The sequence below is a fragment of the Nonlabens sp. genome, from assembly GCF_051251825.1.
Classification (GTDB): domain Bacteria; phylum Bacteroidota; class Bacteroidia; order Flavobacteriales; family Flavobacteriaceae; genus Nonlabens.
Genome location: NZ_JBPOGG010000004.1, coordinates 53,243 through 70,365, shown reverse-complemented (window position 1 = coordinate 70,365; position 17,123 = coordinate 53,243). Strand labels below are relative to the sequence as shown.

The following is a 17,123-nucleotide window of genomic DNA, read 5'->3' as shown; positions in this document are numbered from 1 at the left end:
GCTGTAAATGTAAAGTAAATTCTATGACTCTTATAAAATCTATTTCGGGAATACGTGGTACTATAGGTGGTGAACCAGGTGAAAATCTTACACCACTAGATGCCGTAAAATTTGCAAGCGCTTATGCTAAATGGATTAAAGAAGCATCTGGTAAAAGTGCTCCTACGGTCGTTATAGGTAGAGATGCTCGATTGAGCGGTGCGATGATTCAAGCGCTAGTTCAAAATACCTTAGTAGGTATGGGATGTCATATTGTTGATTTAGGATTAAGTACAACTCCTACAGTAGAACTTGCTGTCACAGCTGAGAATGCTGATGGCGGAATTATACTTACAGCAAGTCATAATCCTAAAGAATGGAATGCTCTTAAATTATTAAATAATAAAGGTGAGTTTCTCGATGGCGTAGAAGGACAAAAAATTCTAGACACAGCTGCTGCTGAGGATTTCAACTATGTTCAAGTAGATGATCTAGGAACTGTAAAAGTAATTACAGATTATATAGATAGACACGTAGATTTAATGCTTGAAATGCCTATCACAAAAATAGAAGCTATTAAAGCGATGAATTTTAAAGTAGTGGTAGATGGTGTGAATTCTACAGGTGGAATAGCAGTTCCAGCATTGCTTAAAAAACTAGGAGTAGAGGTTGTGGAATTATATTGTGATCCTACTGGTCATTTCCCACATAATCCAGAGCCGTTAAAAGAACACTTAGGTGATCTAGCAGCAGCGGTTCAAGAACATAAAGCAGATTTTGGTATCACTGTAGATCCAGATGTGGATCGATTAGCTTTTATGACTGAAGAAGGAGAAATGTTTGGTGAAGAATACACATTAGTTGCCTGTGCAGACTATATTCTAGGCCATAAAAAAGGAAACACGGTTTCTAATTTATCATCTTCTCGTGCCTTAAGAGATGTTACTGAAGCTCATGGTGGAACATACTATGCAGCTGCTGTAGGTGAGGTAAATGTAGTTCAAAAAATGAAAGACATGAATGCCGTGATAGGTGGAGAAGGAAATGGCGGAATCATATATCCAGAATCACACTACGGTCGTGATGCATTAGTAGGAATAGCAATGTTCTTATCCTTACTTACTGAAAAGAAAATGAAAGTAAGTGAATTAAGAGCTAGTTATCCAGAATATTACATGAGTAAAAAGAAAGTTCAACTTACTAAAGGAATGCCTGTAGATGATATCATGAAAGATATTGCTACTAAATATGCTAGTGAAGAATTAACAACTATTGATGGTGTGAAAATTGATTTCCCATCGCAATGGGTTCACATGCGTAAATCTAATACAGAACCTATCATAAGAATATATACAGAAGCTCCTTCTCAAAACGATGCTGATGCACTTGCCGATCGCTTTATTGCTGAACTCGAGGCGATAGCACAGGCGTACGCTTAACATTACTAGGAGTAGCTTTCCATCTTTTATGCGACCAGAGGTAAAACTCTGGTTGTTTGCGTATTTGAGTTTCTAGTAAGTCAAAAAAGGAATCAGTAATTTCCCAAACTTTAGTTTCTTTTGCATGCTCTGTAATGGTATGAAAAGTTGCGCTATAATAACCTCTTTTTACTTTTTCTACAGCTAGATATACCACAGCAGTATCGTGAGCTACAGCAAGCTTTTCACTTCCCATAAATACAGCACTCGTTTTACCAAAGAATGTAGTGAAATGTTGTGCTCTATATCGCGCAGGAGATTGATCTGCGACTAAACCATACATGGCCATTTCTCCACTCAATATACTTTTTGAAATGTGATTACTTGCCTCTCGCATGGTTATAAGAGTAGAATTGAATTTTTGCCTTATAGAAACTATGAGATTGTTGAAATACTTATTTGCCAGTGGCTTATACACTGCAATAATTTTATAATCCACTTGACCATCTAAACACATGGTCCATTCATAACTAGCTTGATGACCGAACATAGCTACAATAGGTCTGTTCTTAGCTCTTAAATCATGAATCAATTCTAGATTAGTATAAACAAATCGCTTCCTCATCTCGTCATGGCTTAAACCCATAGACATGATTACTTCTATAAAACTATCGCAAAAATGTTGTGTAGTTTTTCTACATAGCGCTTTTAATTCTGCATCTGTTTTATCGGGAAAGGCTACTTTAAAATTATTAATAATGACCTTTTTACGATATCCTATGAGGTAATAAACTATTAAGAAGGCAAAGTCGCTAATTAGATAAGCAACTCTAGCTGGAAGTCTTGAAATAATCCATAATAATGGATAAAAGAGGTAAAAAGCAATCGCTTGCATAAAAAGAATTTGAACAAATATACTATCTTGTTCGATAGTAAAATAATCACATGAATCAAGGAATAGATATAGTCACCATAGTCATTATAGTAGCTTGTGCGTTAGTAAGTTATAAAGGTTTTCAAGACCGCTACTTTTTTGACCAGTATAAATTTAATATTGCAGGAATTCAACGTGGAGAACAATTGCGATTCTTAACAAGCGGATTTCTCCATGCAGACTTGCAACATCTTATTTTTAATATGTTGACGCTGTACTTTTTTGCGCACTATGTAGTTGATTATTTAGGAAGTGTAGGCTTTCTAGTAGTTTACTTTGCGAGCCTTTTAGGAGGTGGATTATTAAGTTATGTCTTTCATAAAGATGAGTATCATTACAGCGCGATAGGAGCTAGTGGAGCTGTTTCTGGTGTTATTTATGCAGCGATATTGTTAGAACCTAGGATTTATATTTATGGTATTATTCCAGGATTTGTATTCGGTATAGGATATCTGGCTTATTCCATATATGGTATGAAAAATAAAGCCGATAACATAGGTCACGACGCTCACTTCGGTGGAGCAGTGGCTGGCTATGTAGTGACTTTATTATATGATTATAATATCATATTTGAACAAACATTAACTGTAGTATTAATGCTTGTACCTATCATCGCATTATTTGTCCTTAAAAAAATGGGGAAACTAGAGTAGCTCTTCTAATTTATCATGTAACGCTTGACCACGTAGGTTCTTTGCTATAATTACTCCATTTTCATCTAGTAAGAATGTAGCTGGAATACCAGTAACGTTGTAAAGCTTTGCAATAGGATCTTGCCAGTGCATCAATCTTGAAATGTGATTCCAGTCCATTTCATCTTTCTCAATAGCCGCTTTCCACGCAGCTTCGGCATTTTGTTTATCTAGTGAGACACTTATGATATTAAATCCTTTATCGTGATACTTTTTATAAGCTCTCACAACATTAGGATTTTCTCGACGACATGGTCCACACCACGATGCCCAGAAATCTATTAAAGTTACTTTGCCTAATACATCATCAAGTTTTAAGATATTGCCTTCTGGTGTTTTTCCTTCAAAATATGGAGCCTTTACGCCTATTGCTGTTTTCTCAAATTTCATTAAGTAATTCTCTAAGCTCTTTGCGATAGGAGAGTTCTTCACGTCACCTTCTAGCATATCGTAAAGTGTTCTTGCTTTATCAGTATCTATAAGTTTAGAATTTAGCATATCACCTATAATCATAGAACTTACTAATTTTTCAGGATTGCTCTCGATGGTTTTGTAAATTCCATTTTTATAAGATTCCTCAGCATCCATCCATGATTTAGTAACTAAATCACCTTTCTCTGCATCTCCAGCGCGATACGCTTTTCCACGTTCCGTCTTGAAATTCATAGTCTTAGTTTGATAATCTGCTTGTTCTTTTCTAAAATCGTAAAGAATTTTATTCTCTTCACTACCAGTTACATTACTTGCCCAAAGAGTATCCTTATTCAGTTCTATTTGTAAAGCTTCATTACCTTGAATAAATACAAATTTATCATCGCCAGTATCCATCGTTAAAAAACGTACATCTGGAAAAGTGCTAACTTCATTCTGATCAAAATAAAATTTTTCATCCATCACAATGGCTGTATCTACAGGCATAGGTCTATTTCCAGCGTTTAACTTATTCATATAAACGCGCATACCATTGTATACACCAGGTGCATTTCCTTCTATGAAATGAGTATTTTCAGTGGTTGTTGCTGTTTTACACGAAATGAGTAAAATAACTAAGAGAGTGGATAATAGGAATTTCATCTTTATTAACTTTTGAGCAAAAATAGATATTATAACTCTATTTAATAGGTTAAAAATTTCTAAAACAACTTACCACTAATCTGTTGTACAAGGAATAAAACTACCTTTGAATATATGAATTTGAAATCTACAAAATTTGAAATGAAAGTTTCCTTGAGTTTTCACAAGGTAATTGCTCATTATAGAGAAAGAATTATCAAGGAAACAAATCCTATTGCCTTGGAGTTTCTCAAGGCTACTCTAGACTATGTAGATAAATATCCTAAATTAGAAAATGGGTTACAAATCAATGAAATAGAAGCAAATAAAGATGTTATTGCATCCTTATTATCTGATTTATTTCCTAAAGCAATTACGCTTAATGAAATCAAAGCGGCAACCGTTCCTTTTTCAGATATTATTTTTTATAAAACCCAGCGATTTGAGAATATAACAAATCATTCTCAAATTAATAATTTCTCATTTCTAGCAAATAGTGATTTCAATTATTTCACCATGGCGAGTGGAGTTATATTAAAACAACTCTATAAAGCTCAAGTTGATTTAAGTAAACCTATGCATTGTAAAATACCTGATGCAAATGGTGCTATAAAAACGTATCGCATGACCTATAATGCAGATTTTATAGATGTGATACTTAATGATGAAAAATATAGACTGACCAATGAATGTGTAAAACAATTACTGCGCAACCCTACAGACGATAAATTGTGGAAATCTAAGTTTTCTCTAGATAGTTACTCTTTTAAAGGTTTTGGTATTGTAACACTTACTGACGTGACCATGGACGCAGCGATTTCAGACCTAAAAACCGTCCTATTAAGTAGTATAGCAGATAAAAATGGTTACGAAAACGAATACATCGAAAACATTTTCAGGCAATTATTTAATATTGATGATCTCAAAGTAGGTTTTACCGTGTTCAATAACACAAATCAAATTTTTGAAACGATGGTATATAGCGATTCTACAAGCTATTTACTTGGAACCAGTCATGAAAAAAATTGTAATAACGCACTTTGTGAAGATTCATATAATCATTTACTAGTGCAGTTCAGTCCGCTTATTATTACAGATGTAGATGATTATATAAACTCGGTTGATAACACATTCTTACCAGATAATTTAATAGATGCCGGTATTAAGAGCGCGATATTTTATCCTATTTCTCATAACGGTAAGCTTTTAGGTATTTTGGAATTAGTAAGTTATGAGCCATTCTTACTTAATTCTTACAATGCCACTAAACTAGATAGCATATCTAATTATCTTAAAATAGCTTTGCTCAGGTCAGAAGAGCAGCATGAGACTAGAATTAAAGCCATTATTCAAACAGAATGTACTTCTATCCACTCAAGTGTTCAATGGAAATTTGAACAAGAAGCTCACAGACTTATAAGATCTAGAGCAGACTCAAATGACGATCAATTTGCAGACATAGTTTTTGAAGACGTAAATCCACTTTATGGACAAATCGATATTGTAGGCAGTAGTAATGCTCGCAATGAGGCTATTAAGAAGGACTTGATGAATCAATTAGAGTTAGTTGGTGAGATATTCGCTTCCGCGAAAGCGAAAGAACCATTACCTATTTATAATCAAATTATTCATAGAATTCATAAACATCAGTCTCAATTGAAGGATGGACTTGTTAATGCAAATACTGAAAGTGAAATTGCAAACCTTTTCATAACAGAAATCAACCCTATAATTAATCATATTAAAGAGTTAAGTCCTCAACTTGATAAATTAGTTACCGGTTATGAATCAAATGTAAATAAGGATTCTGGTGTAATTTACACTAATCGTGATAATTATGATGTTACTGTTCAAGTGGTTAATGAACGACTTGCACGGTTTTTAGACAGTAAACAAATTGAAGCTCAAGAAATGTATCCTCACTTTTTTGAAAGATTTAAAACTGATGGTATTGAGCATAACATATATGTAGGAGCTAGTCTAGTAAGAAGTCCAGAATTCAATTCGGTTTATTTATTGAATATGAGATTATGGCAACTCAAAACTATGATTGAGATGGAAAATAAATTCTATCAATATCAAGAGAAATTACCGGAACAAATTGAAGCGGCTTCTATGATTCTCGCCTTTGGCAATACGTTGAGTATAAGATATCGTGTAGATGAGAAACGATTTGATGTTGATGGTGCTTATAACGCAAGGTATGAGGTTATTAAAAAGCGCATCGATAAGGCCAATATCAAAGGAACTGATGAGCGTGTTACTCAAAAAGGTAAAATATCTATTATTTATACAAACCATGAGAGTAAAAAAGAATACCTAAGGTATATATCATTTTTACAATACAAAAACTTCCTAACTGATGACGTAGAATCATTAGAACTAGAAGATGTTCAAGGAGTTATAGGACTCAAAGCATTAAGAGTTGGTGTGTTATACAAATCAACTCCTGATGAGAATGAAAGAATTCCTTTTAAGGAGTTGTTGCAGGAATTACATCAGCAATAGAGTCAAAATCTAGTAAGGAAAAAGACACTATAAATGCTATAACAGATCCTACTATACCTATAGTAAATATGGTATAAGTCAATCTTAATATCTTATATTTTCTAGCTAATACAACACCTAAATAATATAAATCTTTTACAAGAGATTCATACACATCTTCCTTATCTTCAAGTAAATCCATAACTGAATTCTTATATTTATCTAAAGGCATTTTATGAAAATTACCGAAGAATAATAAGTTCACTTTTCTTTCTCTTACTTGATCATCTGTAAACTGACCAGACGTAACATTAGGCCTAGTGGACATAATTGAAAGAACTATGGTAACAACTGAAAATAAGACAAGAATTAAAGTAGGCCATAATAAGTGCCTATTACTTACTTGTTCTAACTTAGGAATAAGGTTTGCAAGTGCGAGAGAGATAATTATGGCATTTACAGATAATAGAATGTTTGCCTTAGTATCTGCAATGTCACTTAATTTTATATGATTACGCAATGCTGTTCTAAAAAGAGTTTGAATCGCACGCTCAGGACTTTTATTTTTTAAATCCACTTTAATACGCTCTTTATCATATTTCTTGTTGCTTTTCTTTTTCTTTTTTAGCAACTTCATCAAGTTTTCATTTTTATCTTTATTCCAGTTTTTCACTGCATAATCAGAGTAGTAGCGGTGTTTCTCTGTAAAAACTTTGATATTTTCCTTGCGCCACTCTTTGTTAGAGAAGTTATTTGTTCCACGTAATTCTAGTTCCTTTTTTAAAAGCTCACTAGTTTCACTGTAGTAGTCTTTGGCAAAATGAGAAGAATCAGCATCTCTTAAAATTTCCTCTAGTGGACATTTAGGAGTGCCATTAAATTTGGTAGCAAGAATCAATCGTTTTACTAAAGTGATCGTTTCTTTATCTTCTTCATTCTTAGCTAGAAATTCCTCTGCAATTTTTGCACTGCGCTCTTCATGACCTTCAGCACCATCTATATAGCCTGTGTCGTGTAACCATGCAGCAAGGATTAAAGCTCTTTCTTCTTTAACATCGATTTGAGTATTTTCGAGAATCTCTTTAGTACTTTTGACTACACGCGCAGTGTGCATGTAATTATGATACACATATGTTTCATCGAGTTGATTTTTAAATAAATCAAGGACAAAATTGTCGGCTTTTTGGAAAATATTATCTGTCATAGATTCAATATTAATTCAATTTAAAATAATACCATCTTAATATATGTTTAAAAATACTACTCTTTTTTTCATCGCCATTTTTATACTTGCTGGTTGCGCTTCATATAAAAAGCAATATCGTGAAGAATCTCAAGAAGTATTTCCAGAAAATCAGGAAGTACAAAAGACTTTTTATCTTATAGGAGATGCAGGTATATCACCACTCAATGGTAAAAGTAATGGTTTACTTGCGCTAGAGCAACATATTAAAAATCAAAATACTGAGGATTCTCATCTTATATTCTTAGGTGATAACATTTATCCAACTGGAATGCCTAGTAAGGATGACGACTTTAGAGCAACTGCAGAGAATCATTTGAATGCTCAAATAGATGTTGCACAACAATTTAAAGGAAAAACCATATTTATTCCTGGTAACCACGACTGGTATAATGAAGGCCTAAAAAACGTAGAACGTGAGAAGGATTACATTGAAAAGGCGCTGGATAATAAGAACGTATGGGAACCTAAAGTAGGCTGTCCACTAGAGAGCATCGAGTTATCTAATGATGTGCAGTTACTTATATTAGATAGTCAGTGGTATCTTGCTAAATGGGATGATCATCCTACTATAAATGATGATTGTGACGAAATTAAAACAAGAGAGCAACTCTTTCTAGAAATAGAAGGTGAGTTTAAAAAGAATCAAGATAAAGTAATAGTCGTTGCGATGCACCATCCATTATTTACAAATGGAGTTCATGGTGGGCAGTATGCAATTACTAAACACTTGTTTCCTACACAACGTAATATCCCTATACCTATCCTTGCATCCTTAGTAAGCCAGATCCGTACTAGTGGTGGAATAAGTGCACAGGATAAGCAAAATCAGCGTTATCAAGAAATGGTGAGCCGCATTACTACTCTTGCTCGTTCTTCTCAAGCACAGCGCATCATTTTTGCAAGTGGTCATGAGCATACATTACAGTATATCGAGAATGATGGAATTAGGCAAATAGTATCGGGTAGTGGTTCTAAACAAAGTTATGCGACATTGAGTAATGATGGACTATTTGCCTACGGTGGTAAAGGTTTTGCACGTCTCGATATCATGAAAGATGGAAGTGGTTGGGTACGTTATTACACACTTACAAATGGGAAAGTTGAATTGATCTATACCGTAAAAGCCATTGATAAACCTAAAGAGTTTGATATAGAGCAATTACCTAATTCTTATCCTGCTTTCGCGAAAGCGTCTATATACGAGAAAGAGCGCACAGACGTCTCTGGAGTTTATGAATCAGTATGGGGAAATAAGTATCGTGATTTATATGGAATTGAGGTGAATGCTAAAGTTGCCATCTTAGATACATTATATGGTGGTCTAGAAGTAGTGCGTGCCGGCGGTGGACACCAGACCAGAGCACTGAGATTAAAAGATAAGAATGGTAAGGAATACAATATAAGAGCCTTAAAAAAGAGTGCTGTACAATTTCTTCAAACTGTTGTGTTTAAAGAGAATCAAGTCATTGAAGGATTTGAAGACACTACTACAGAGGATTTACTCTTTGATTTTTACACGGCAGCACATCCTTATGCATCTTTAACAATTCCAGATCTTGCAGATGCCGTAGGTGTTTATCATACTAATCCTGAGGTTTTCTATTTACCTAAGCAAGAGGCTCTAGGTAAATATAATAACGACTATGGTGATGAACTTTATTTACTCGTGGAGCGACCAGAAGAAAATCATAAAGACTTATTGAGTTTCGGTAAACCAGATGATATCGAAAGCACGAGTGGTGTATTTGAAAGATTGCGTAGAGATGAGAAATATAAAATTGATGAGCCACATTATGTAAAAGCTCGTTTGTTTGATATGTTGATAGGTGACTGGGATAGACACCAGGATCAATGGCGATGGTCTGAATTTGAATTAGAAGATGGAACGCACTTATTCCGCGCTATTCCTAGAGATAGAGATCAAGTGTATTCAAACTTTGATGGTGCTTTATTTGCTACGTTACGTACTATGATAGGTATAACTAACCAGTTTGCAACTTATGATGATAAAATTACTGATGTAAAATGGTTTAATACAGCTGCTGGTTACCTAGATAGATCATTAGCTCAAAACAGTGATCGCTTAGTTTGGGAAACACAAGCAAAATACATCAAAGAGAACCTGAGCGATCAGCAAATTGAAGACGCATTTAAAAAATTACCTGCCGAAATTTATCCTCACGAATCTACTCAAATCATCATTGAGAATATGAAAAAACGCCGTGATGCACTTGTTGAAACGGCAAATGAATACTATGATTATTTATCTAAACTAGCTATTATGACTGGTACAGATAAAGATGATATTATCGAAATCAATCGTATAGAAGATGGTAAAACTCAAATAACTATTTACAGAAATAAAGGTGGTGAAAAAGCTGATATAGTTTCTCAAAGAATGTTTGACATTAACGATACTAAAGAGATTTGGGTTTATGCACTTGATGACGATGATATCATTAGAGCATTTGGAAAAGGAAAAAAGAAAATTAAAGTACGTGTGATAGGTGGACAGAATAATGATATCTATGATATTGAAGAAGGAAAAGCAGTTTCCATTTATGATCACAAGTCTAAGGATAACACCTTTAAATCAAAAGGTGGTTCACGCATTAGGTTATCAGATAATTATGATACCAATCTCTACAATCCTAAAAAGAACATTTTAACCAGTAATGCTTTAACACCTGCTATAGGGTTTAACCCAGATGATGGTTTTAAAATAGGCGTGCAAAATGTGTATACTGTCAATGGTTTTAATCGTAATCCTAATACTAGAGTTCATAAAATAAAAGCAGGATACTATTTTGCCACACAAGGATATGACATTAATTATACAGGAGAATTTGCAGGAGTATTTAATGGGTTCAACCTTATTGTTAACGGAAGATTTGCGGGACCTACATTTACAGAGAATTTCTTTGGTGCTGGAAATGAAACCACAAATCTAGCAGATGATTTTGATTTCAATCGAGTACGTATAAGTGAAGCGACTGTAGGGTTAGGTGTTAAATATAGTGGTGAATATGGCTCAAATTTTACCATATTATCAAATCTTCAAGGAATAGAAGTTGAAGAAGGAAATGATCGTTTTATCACAGACTTAGTTGATCCTACTACTAATCCAGACTTTTATGAGCGTAAGTGGTTTGTAGATACTAAAGCGACTTATAATTATGAAAGTTATGATAACAAGCTTAACCCTACACGAGGAATGATCTTTGAAACATCGCTAGGTGGTATTTTATCTACAGATGAGCTGGATGAAAGCTTGTTGTATTTCAAACCAAAATTAGGCTTCTATAATGCTATTTCAAGAGATCGAAAATGGGTAGTAAAAACTATGATCCAAGGTCAAGTGAACGTAGGTAATAATTATCAATTCTATCAACTTGCAGAACTAGGGCAAAATAACGGATTACGTGGTTATCGCACACAGCGATTCTCTGGTCAGCGATCATTTGCAGGTAGTGCAGATTTGAGATACAGTTTTAATGAGTTCAAAACAGGCTTAATTCCTCTCCAAATGGGAATATTTGGTGGAGCAGACCTAGGTCGAGTTTGGGTAGATGGAGAATATAGTGATAAGTGGCACAACGACTTCGGTGGTGGATTGTGGATCAACTCAGCTGAGGCTATAGGTGCAACCTTCAATGTATTCACTGGTGCTGATGGGTTACGATTTAGCTTCCAGGTTGGGTTCAGCTTCTAGAAAGCTATGAAATAATAAATACAAAAGGCTCGTAGGTATTACGAGCCTTTTGTATTTTTATAATATGAATAATAAAAAAGGTGGAATTACACTCATAGCGCTAGGAAGTGCTATCGTATTTATAGGAATAGTAATGTATCTAATGGAAATAATAGGAGCTACTGGAATGATTCTTATAGGAATAGCAGTAGAACTCGCAGGAGCTTATACTTTCTGGAAACATAGAAAGTCTTAATCTTCTAATTTAAATTCATAAAGATTACCACCTGTATTCTTTCTCTGCTCATCACTAATCCATAAAAGATCATCTTCCTTGAAAATCACAGATTCCTTCTGTGAAGAGTGATTTAAATCGTAACGCTTTATATCAAATTCATTAAAGTCAACATCATAATTGTTAATGATAAATACTTTATCGCTAGTAAGTAGTGCTATATCTCCTTTGCTGTTGATGTCAGCACTTGTAATTAAGCAATCATCATTATCATTACATATCTCAATATCAGTGAGAAATTCTGCAGTTTGCGATGTGCCATCTACTTTGAGTCTGTAGACTTGTGTTTTTCCATTAAAATCTTTGCTGCGATTTTTACTAAACAAATAGAAATATTCCCCATTTCTGATTAGGGCTTCACAATCATAAATTCGATTTTTCTTTTTGGGTGGGAACTTTTTTTGATTTTCATATTCAAATGGAATACTTCGAACCTCAAAACGGGTATAATCTTGTTTATTTATATTAGTAATATCGAGTTCATAAATGGCTAAATCCTTACGCTTATTTCTGTTATTCCCAGTATCACTTACATAGAGTAGCGTTCTACCACTGATACTGTCATTGTAAAGAGCTAGATCTTCCCAGTCTTGATTTTCTAACTGCTCAGATTCTATTGTATACAAACCACTTTCTCTATCATACAGATATACTTTAGGTGCATTTCCACTATCATTTATCGCAAACAATAGATTATTATCAGGAACTATTTCCATACCGCTAATTTCTTCAAGCGTCTCTGGTAAATGCTCTAGAAGAGTAAGTTTACCATAATCCTGACAGCTTACAAATTGAAAACAGATTAAGAATATTATTAAAGATATTTTTTTCATAGAATTTTAAATAAAAAACCGCCTTTAAGTATCAAGCTCAAAGACGGTTTTCAAAATGTAATAAGTTGAATTATACCGTTTGATGATTATCGCTCGTATTCATTCTCCAAGCGTCCAGCATCCAACTTGTTTTCTCAAGTTCTCTTATGTAAGCACCTATTAAATCGATGGTTCCTTCATCTTCAGCATTTCCAGCGTGTTCCACAACTTTTCTCATTTGTGAGATTAATATACCGTGATCATCTAAAAGGGTTTCTACCATTTCCACATCAGTGTGTTCAGACTTAGACTCTTTAATATTCGATGATTTTAAATATTCTGACAGATTAGATGTAGGCTGATAACGTAAGGTAAGGATACGTTCTGCAATTTCATCTACTTTCAATTTTGCATCATCATACATTTCCTCAAACTTAACATGTAAATCAAAAAAGTTTTTCCCCTTAATGTTCCAGTGAAAGTTTCTAAGTTTTTGGTAATATAAATGATAATCTGCAAGAAGGATGTTTAATTCACTAACTGTAGATTCTGTTTTATTTATATCTAAATTTAAGTAATTCATAGTCTTATTTGTTTTATCTAAAGATACATATGATATACCGCTATCACTGGCAATAAAAGGTTAAAACATGTTTATGTTATCTTAAATAGGAGACCATTATTTAAAGATAAATCAAATTGATTATGACTTAAGCAATGACAAAAAACCGTTCAAAACTGCCATCATCTAATCTCATCCATATCAATGGCGCAAATCCTCTTTCTAGACTCTTAATTGCTATGAGAACTGCGTCTTCATGTGTGTAAAAAGTGTTCAAGGAATGTGCTTCCATTTTCCATGCATATTTTTCTGGGAAGTAGTAGAGGTTGTTGGTATCCGCTTTCGCGAAAGCGTCTCCATTCAAGTAATATCCAGCAATGGAACGCTTATTAATGTACTTAAAGTCATGTTGCCACAGTTCCCGTGGTATAAAAATGTGCGCCAGAAAACAGACGCGCTGCTCGATTTTATCTATATCTAACTTTAATGATTCCAGCGTTTCGCGCGCAGCAGCAGTGTAGAGTAGTGGTAACTGATGATTTAAAAGCCTATCAAATTTAAAAACAAAATTATCACGCTTGTTAGGTCCTACATATCTAGAAAGTTCTTGATTTTGAACTTCATTTAAATATGCAGACTTTTCAGTAACACTCGGATCGTAACAATAGAATTTATAGACCAATTCCACGTGCAAAACCTTTCCAGTTTTTACTTCTTTGATAAGGTAGTCCAGTTCACCTTTGGTAATTTTATTTACATTAATCTGAATATTTGAGGCAATTAAGTTGTAATTACTGCTTTGCTGTATGCAAAACTCATAGAAATATTCGGCTCTTTTTCCTAGAACCGTGTTTACTGGAATGAGTGGTAATTCTAGAGAATCCTTTTGCTCTTTAAGATGTGAAAAATCAAACTCACTTAAGGGAAATTGCTGTAAACCTGCCAATTTACCGTTCCACAATGTGGCCGTTTTAAAAAATACTCTGAATCTACTATAGTTATCTTGAGCCAATGGATTAACGTTTAAGTAATCCTAGTTGTTCCTTTAAATATACACCAGCACTAGGTCCTAAGTTGAATAACAAGTCTAAGCTGCTTAAATCGTTCATAAAACCATGTTTTTCTTGAAACACTTGTATATAAGGCGAAACAGATAGGATAGGAGCTTGTTTTGCAGTGATTAATTGTTGTGCTTTGGAATCATTTAAATATTCTGTTGAAAGATTTATAGTTTTAGAGATAGAAAATAACCCAAGCAACCAGTTGAATGTTTTAATATTCCATTCCATTAAAGTTTCTGGAATATTAGAGAAAAGGCACTGTAAATCGGCTTCATAATATTCATAAAACGGACTGCTATTATAAGCACTTTTAATGCTTTTTAAATGCTGTGTAGCCCAATCTTCGGCTTGACTGATTTCTATGCTTTTATAAGGAACTGATCCACCAGACTTTTGATGAATAATTGGAATATTTAAAGCGAGTTTACCATTTGCCGCAGCGATGTAGCATCTATTACGATAGGTCTGTTTTAAATAATTATCATGCGTCTCTAGAACTATTGAGTCACTGTGATATACATGAACTAGACTCACTACATCTATAAAATAACTAGGATGTAGTATGAGTTCCATGATTTATTTCTTAGTTTTCTTCTTACCAAATTTCTTATATCCAATGTATCCTAAAATACCAACGATAAGAACCCATAAATAAGAAGTAGGCTGTCCGTCTCCATTCACCGTTGTAAACATGCGATCAAAACGGAAACTAGGTAGACCGCTGCTCCAGTCCATACTCATCCATACAAACACTGGTTTTCCTACCACATGGTTTTCTGGTACAAATCCCCATGATCTACTGTCTGCACTGTTGTGACGGTTATCACCCATGAGCCAGTAATAATTCTGTTTAAATGTATAAGTTGTTAATGGTTTTCCATTTAAATAAACACTTTTACCATTTACGGCAACAGTGTTTAGCTCATGCATCTCGCTGCCTTCATAAACTTCTATAATACGTTTATAGTAATCTACATTTTTATAATCGATAGCTGTAGTCATACCTTTCTTAGGAATAAGGAAAGGAGCAACGTTATCATTATTATTTGCAATTTGAGAATTATACGGGAAGATATTAGGTCTCCAGCTTCCTGCAGAATCAATTTGGCGCTGCATTTTTAAGATGTTATCAGTACTTTCTAGAGCTGTCGCAGCTTCTTGAGTAGCAGCAGAGAAAAAGGCTGCTGGCACATCGCTTCCTTGCTTGTAACCTTGCTGGATGCCATCAGTAACATCATATTCTTCTTTTAAAACTTTAGAATCGATAGTTCGTCCTTTAGTTTCTGAATAATAACTGTATTGAAGTTTTGCTCTTTCTGGTAATTCTAACGGTAGTCCATCGATATGAACTTTACCATTAATTATAGATAAAGTATCTCCTGCAATTCCTACGCAACGTTTCACATAGTTAGATTTCTTGTCAATGGGTTTGTAATGATATAAACCATCTAAAGAAGGATAACCATAAATAGTGTCTGCTGGCCAGTTAAAAACTACGATGTCGTTGCGCTTGATTTTAGAAAATCCTGGAATACGTGTATAAGGTATTTGAGGACTTTCCATATAACTCTTAACATGCGCTACTGGAATAGTATCATGTACCATTGGTAAAGCCACTGGTGTCATGGGAATACGCGGCCCATAATGCATCTTACTTACAAATAAGAAATCTCCCGTAAGCAATGTCTTTTCTAATGATGGCGACGGAATGATAAATGGTTGCATTACATAAGTATGCACAATGGTAGCCGCAACCACAGCAAATAATATAGAACTAGTCCATTCTCCAGCATTAGTACGTGGAACTAAACTTCGATCTTCTATATAATTTAATGGTTGTGTGTAATTGATATAGTAGAGGTAGAGCCCACCAGTTACTATAACTAGAATAGTATCTTTTGCATTATTGTATCCAAAAGAACGTAATGCTTCAACCCAAACCACAATAAACATTATCAAGTTCACTACAGGTAAAAACAATAAGAACACATACCACCATGGTCTATTCAATATCTTCATGAATATAACCGCATTATAAACAGGAACAAAAGTTTCCCATGCTTTTCTACCAGCAGCGACATACATTTTCCAAGTACCTAACGCGTGTACCACTTGAAGTACTAAGAAAAAAATCAACCAACCTGTCCAACTCATCTGTGTATTCTTTAAATATTATATGGTTTATTGCTTATGAAAGATTTAAAACATCTTTCATAGTAAATATCCCTTTACGTTTTGTAATCCACTCTGCAGCAATCACGGCACCTATGGCAAATCCGTCCCGACTGTGAGCAGTATGTTTAATTTCAATATCATCAATTGCGCTACTATAGTAAACGCTATGAGTTCCTTTTACGTCATCAATTCGCTGAGCATCTATAGGTAAACTATCACTTTCATCATCAGTTCCTAAATGCCATTCTTTCAATGAAGTAGACTCTATAATTCCTTGTGCAAGAGTTACTGCAGTTCCACTAGGTGCATCTTTCTTTTGAGTATGGTGAATTTCTTCCATACTAATTCTGTAATCATCATGTGGAGCCATCATAGCCGCCAGTTTGCGATTTAATTCAAAGAATATATTAACTCCTAGACTGAAGTTAGAAGCATGAACTAGAGTTCCCTTTTTAGCGTTTACATAATCAGTAACCTCTTGTAATTCTTCACTCCATCCAGTGGTTCCACATACGATAGGCAATCCCATGTCTGCACAGAGTTTGATATTACTTACCGCACTATCTGGCGATGTAAATTCAATGACAACATCTGCTTTTTGAATATCGTTGATAGAATCGTTTCTACCTATACGCGTCACAACATCATGACCACGCTCTAAAGCAAGGCGCTCTATGGTGTGTCCCATTTTTCCATAACCTAGTAATGCTATTTTCAT

At 34.4% G+C, this 17,123-nt stretch carries 14 protein-coding genes; 5 read left to right on the top strand and 9 right to left on the bottom strand.

All coding sequences use genetic code 11. The features are described from left to right. Window positions 1–23 precede the first annotated feature (23 nt). Window positions 24–1,418, top strand: a complete 1,395-nt coding sequence (glmM, locus tag ACSHWW_RS06670) for a phosphoglucosamine mutase (protein ID WP_435681653.1) — start codon at window positions 24–26, stop codon at window positions 1,416–1,418. Here glmM and ACSHWW_RS06665 read toward each other — a convergent pair. Beyond that, entirely contained in the window at window positions 1,378–2,292 is a 915-nt protein-coding gene (locus ACSHWW_RS06665; protein WP_435681652.1) for a lysophospholipid acyltransferase family protein, read from the bottom strand. The genes glmM and ACSHWW_RS06665 overlap by 41 nt on opposite strands. Window positions 2,293–2,342: 50 nt before the next feature. Between ACSHWW_RS06665 and ACSHWW_RS06660 the strand changes: the two genes are divergently transcribed. After that, window positions 2,343–2,984 (top strand): rhomboid family intramembrane serine protease, encoded by a 642-nt coding sequence (locus ACSHWW_RS06660; protein WP_435681651.1) that lies wholly within the window; start codon window positions 2,343–2,345, stop codon window positions 2,982–2,984. Here ACSHWW_RS06660 and ACSHWW_RS06655 read toward each other — a convergent pair. Continuing rightward, window positions 2,976–4,097, bottom strand: coding sequence for a TlpA family protein disulfide reductase (locus ACSHWW_RS06655; protein ID WP_435681650.1), 1,122 nt, complete (start codon window positions 4,095–4,097; stop codon window positions 2,976–2,978). The genes ACSHWW_RS06660 and ACSHWW_RS06655 overlap by 9 nt on opposite strands. A 141-nt stretch (window positions 4,098–4,238) precedes the next feature. Between ACSHWW_RS06655 and ACSHWW_RS06650 the strand changes: the two genes are divergently transcribed. Continuing rightward, window positions 4,239–6,584, top strand: coding sequence for a GAF domain-containing protein (locus ACSHWW_RS06650; protein WP_435681649.1), 2,346 nt, complete (start codon window positions 4,239–4,241; stop codon window positions 6,582–6,584). Here ACSHWW_RS06650 and ACSHWW_RS06645 read toward each other — a convergent pair. Further along, window positions 6,550–7,767, bottom strand: a complete 1,218-nt coding sequence (locus tag ACSHWW_RS06645) for a Pycsar system effector family protein (RefSeq protein WP_435681648.1) — start codon at window positions 7,765–7,767, stop codon at window positions 6,550–6,552. The genes ACSHWW_RS06650 and ACSHWW_RS06645 overlap by 35 nt on opposite strands. A gap of 43 nt (window positions 7,768–7,810) precedes the next feature. Between ACSHWW_RS06645 and ACSHWW_RS06640 the strand changes: the two genes are divergently transcribed. Then, on the top strand, window positions 7,811–11,521 hold the full coding sequence (locus ACSHWW_RS06640; protein WP_435681647.1) for a metallophosphoesterase: 3,711 nt from the start codon (window positions 7,811–7,813) through the stop codon (window positions 11,519–11,521). A gap of 64 nt (window positions 11,522–11,585) precedes the next feature. Next, a complete protein-coding gene (locus ACSHWW_RS06635; protein ID WP_435681646.1) occupies window positions 11,586–11,756 on the top strand; it encodes a hypothetical protein in 171 nt (56 codons plus the stop codon). On the opposite strand, the gene ACSHWW_RS06630 is transcribed toward ACSHWW_RS06635, so the two are convergent. From ACSHWW_RS06630 to dapB, 6 genes are all read right to left on the bottom strand, one after another. Further along, window positions 11,753–12,628, bottom strand: coding sequence for a hypothetical protein (locus ACSHWW_RS06630; protein ID WP_435681645.1), 876 nt, complete (start codon window positions 12,626–12,628; stop codon window positions 11,753–11,755). The genes ACSHWW_RS06635 and ACSHWW_RS06630 overlap by 4 nt on opposite strands. Window positions 12,629–12,698: 70 nt before the next feature. Beyond that, window positions 12,699–13,190, bottom strand: a complete 492-nt coding sequence (locus ACSHWW_RS06625) for a Dps family protein (RefSeq protein WP_435681644.1) — start codon at window positions 13,188–13,190, stop codon at window positions 12,699–12,701. A 127-nt stretch (window positions 13,191–13,317) separates the two neighbouring features. Beyond that, complete coding sequence (locus ACSHWW_RS06620) at window positions 13,318–14,181, bottom strand: DUF1853 family protein (protein WP_435681643.1); 864 nt, start codon at window positions 14,179–14,181, stop codon at window positions 13,318–13,320. A gap of 4 nt (window positions 14,182–14,185) precedes the next feature. After that, entirely contained in the window at window positions 14,186–14,803 is a 618-nt protein-coding gene (locus ACSHWW_RS06615; RefSeq protein WP_435681642.1) for a WbqC family protein, read from the bottom strand. 3 nt (window positions 14,804–14,806) lie between these two features. Then, the gene (gene lepB / locus ACSHWW_RS06610) at window positions 14,807–16,384 is read right to left on the bottom strand and encodes a signal peptidase I (protein ID WP_435681641.1); all 1,578 of its coding nucleotides are present in this window, start codon (window positions 16,382–16,384) and stop codon (window positions 14,807–14,809) included. A 34-nt stretch (window positions 16,385–16,418) separates the two neighbouring features. Next, window positions 16,419–17,123 (bottom strand): 4-hydroxy-tetrahydrodipicolinate reductase, encoded by a 705-nt coding sequence (dapB, locus tag ACSHWW_RS06605; protein WP_435681640.1) that lies wholly within the window; start codon window positions 17,121–17,123, stop codon window positions 16,419–16,421.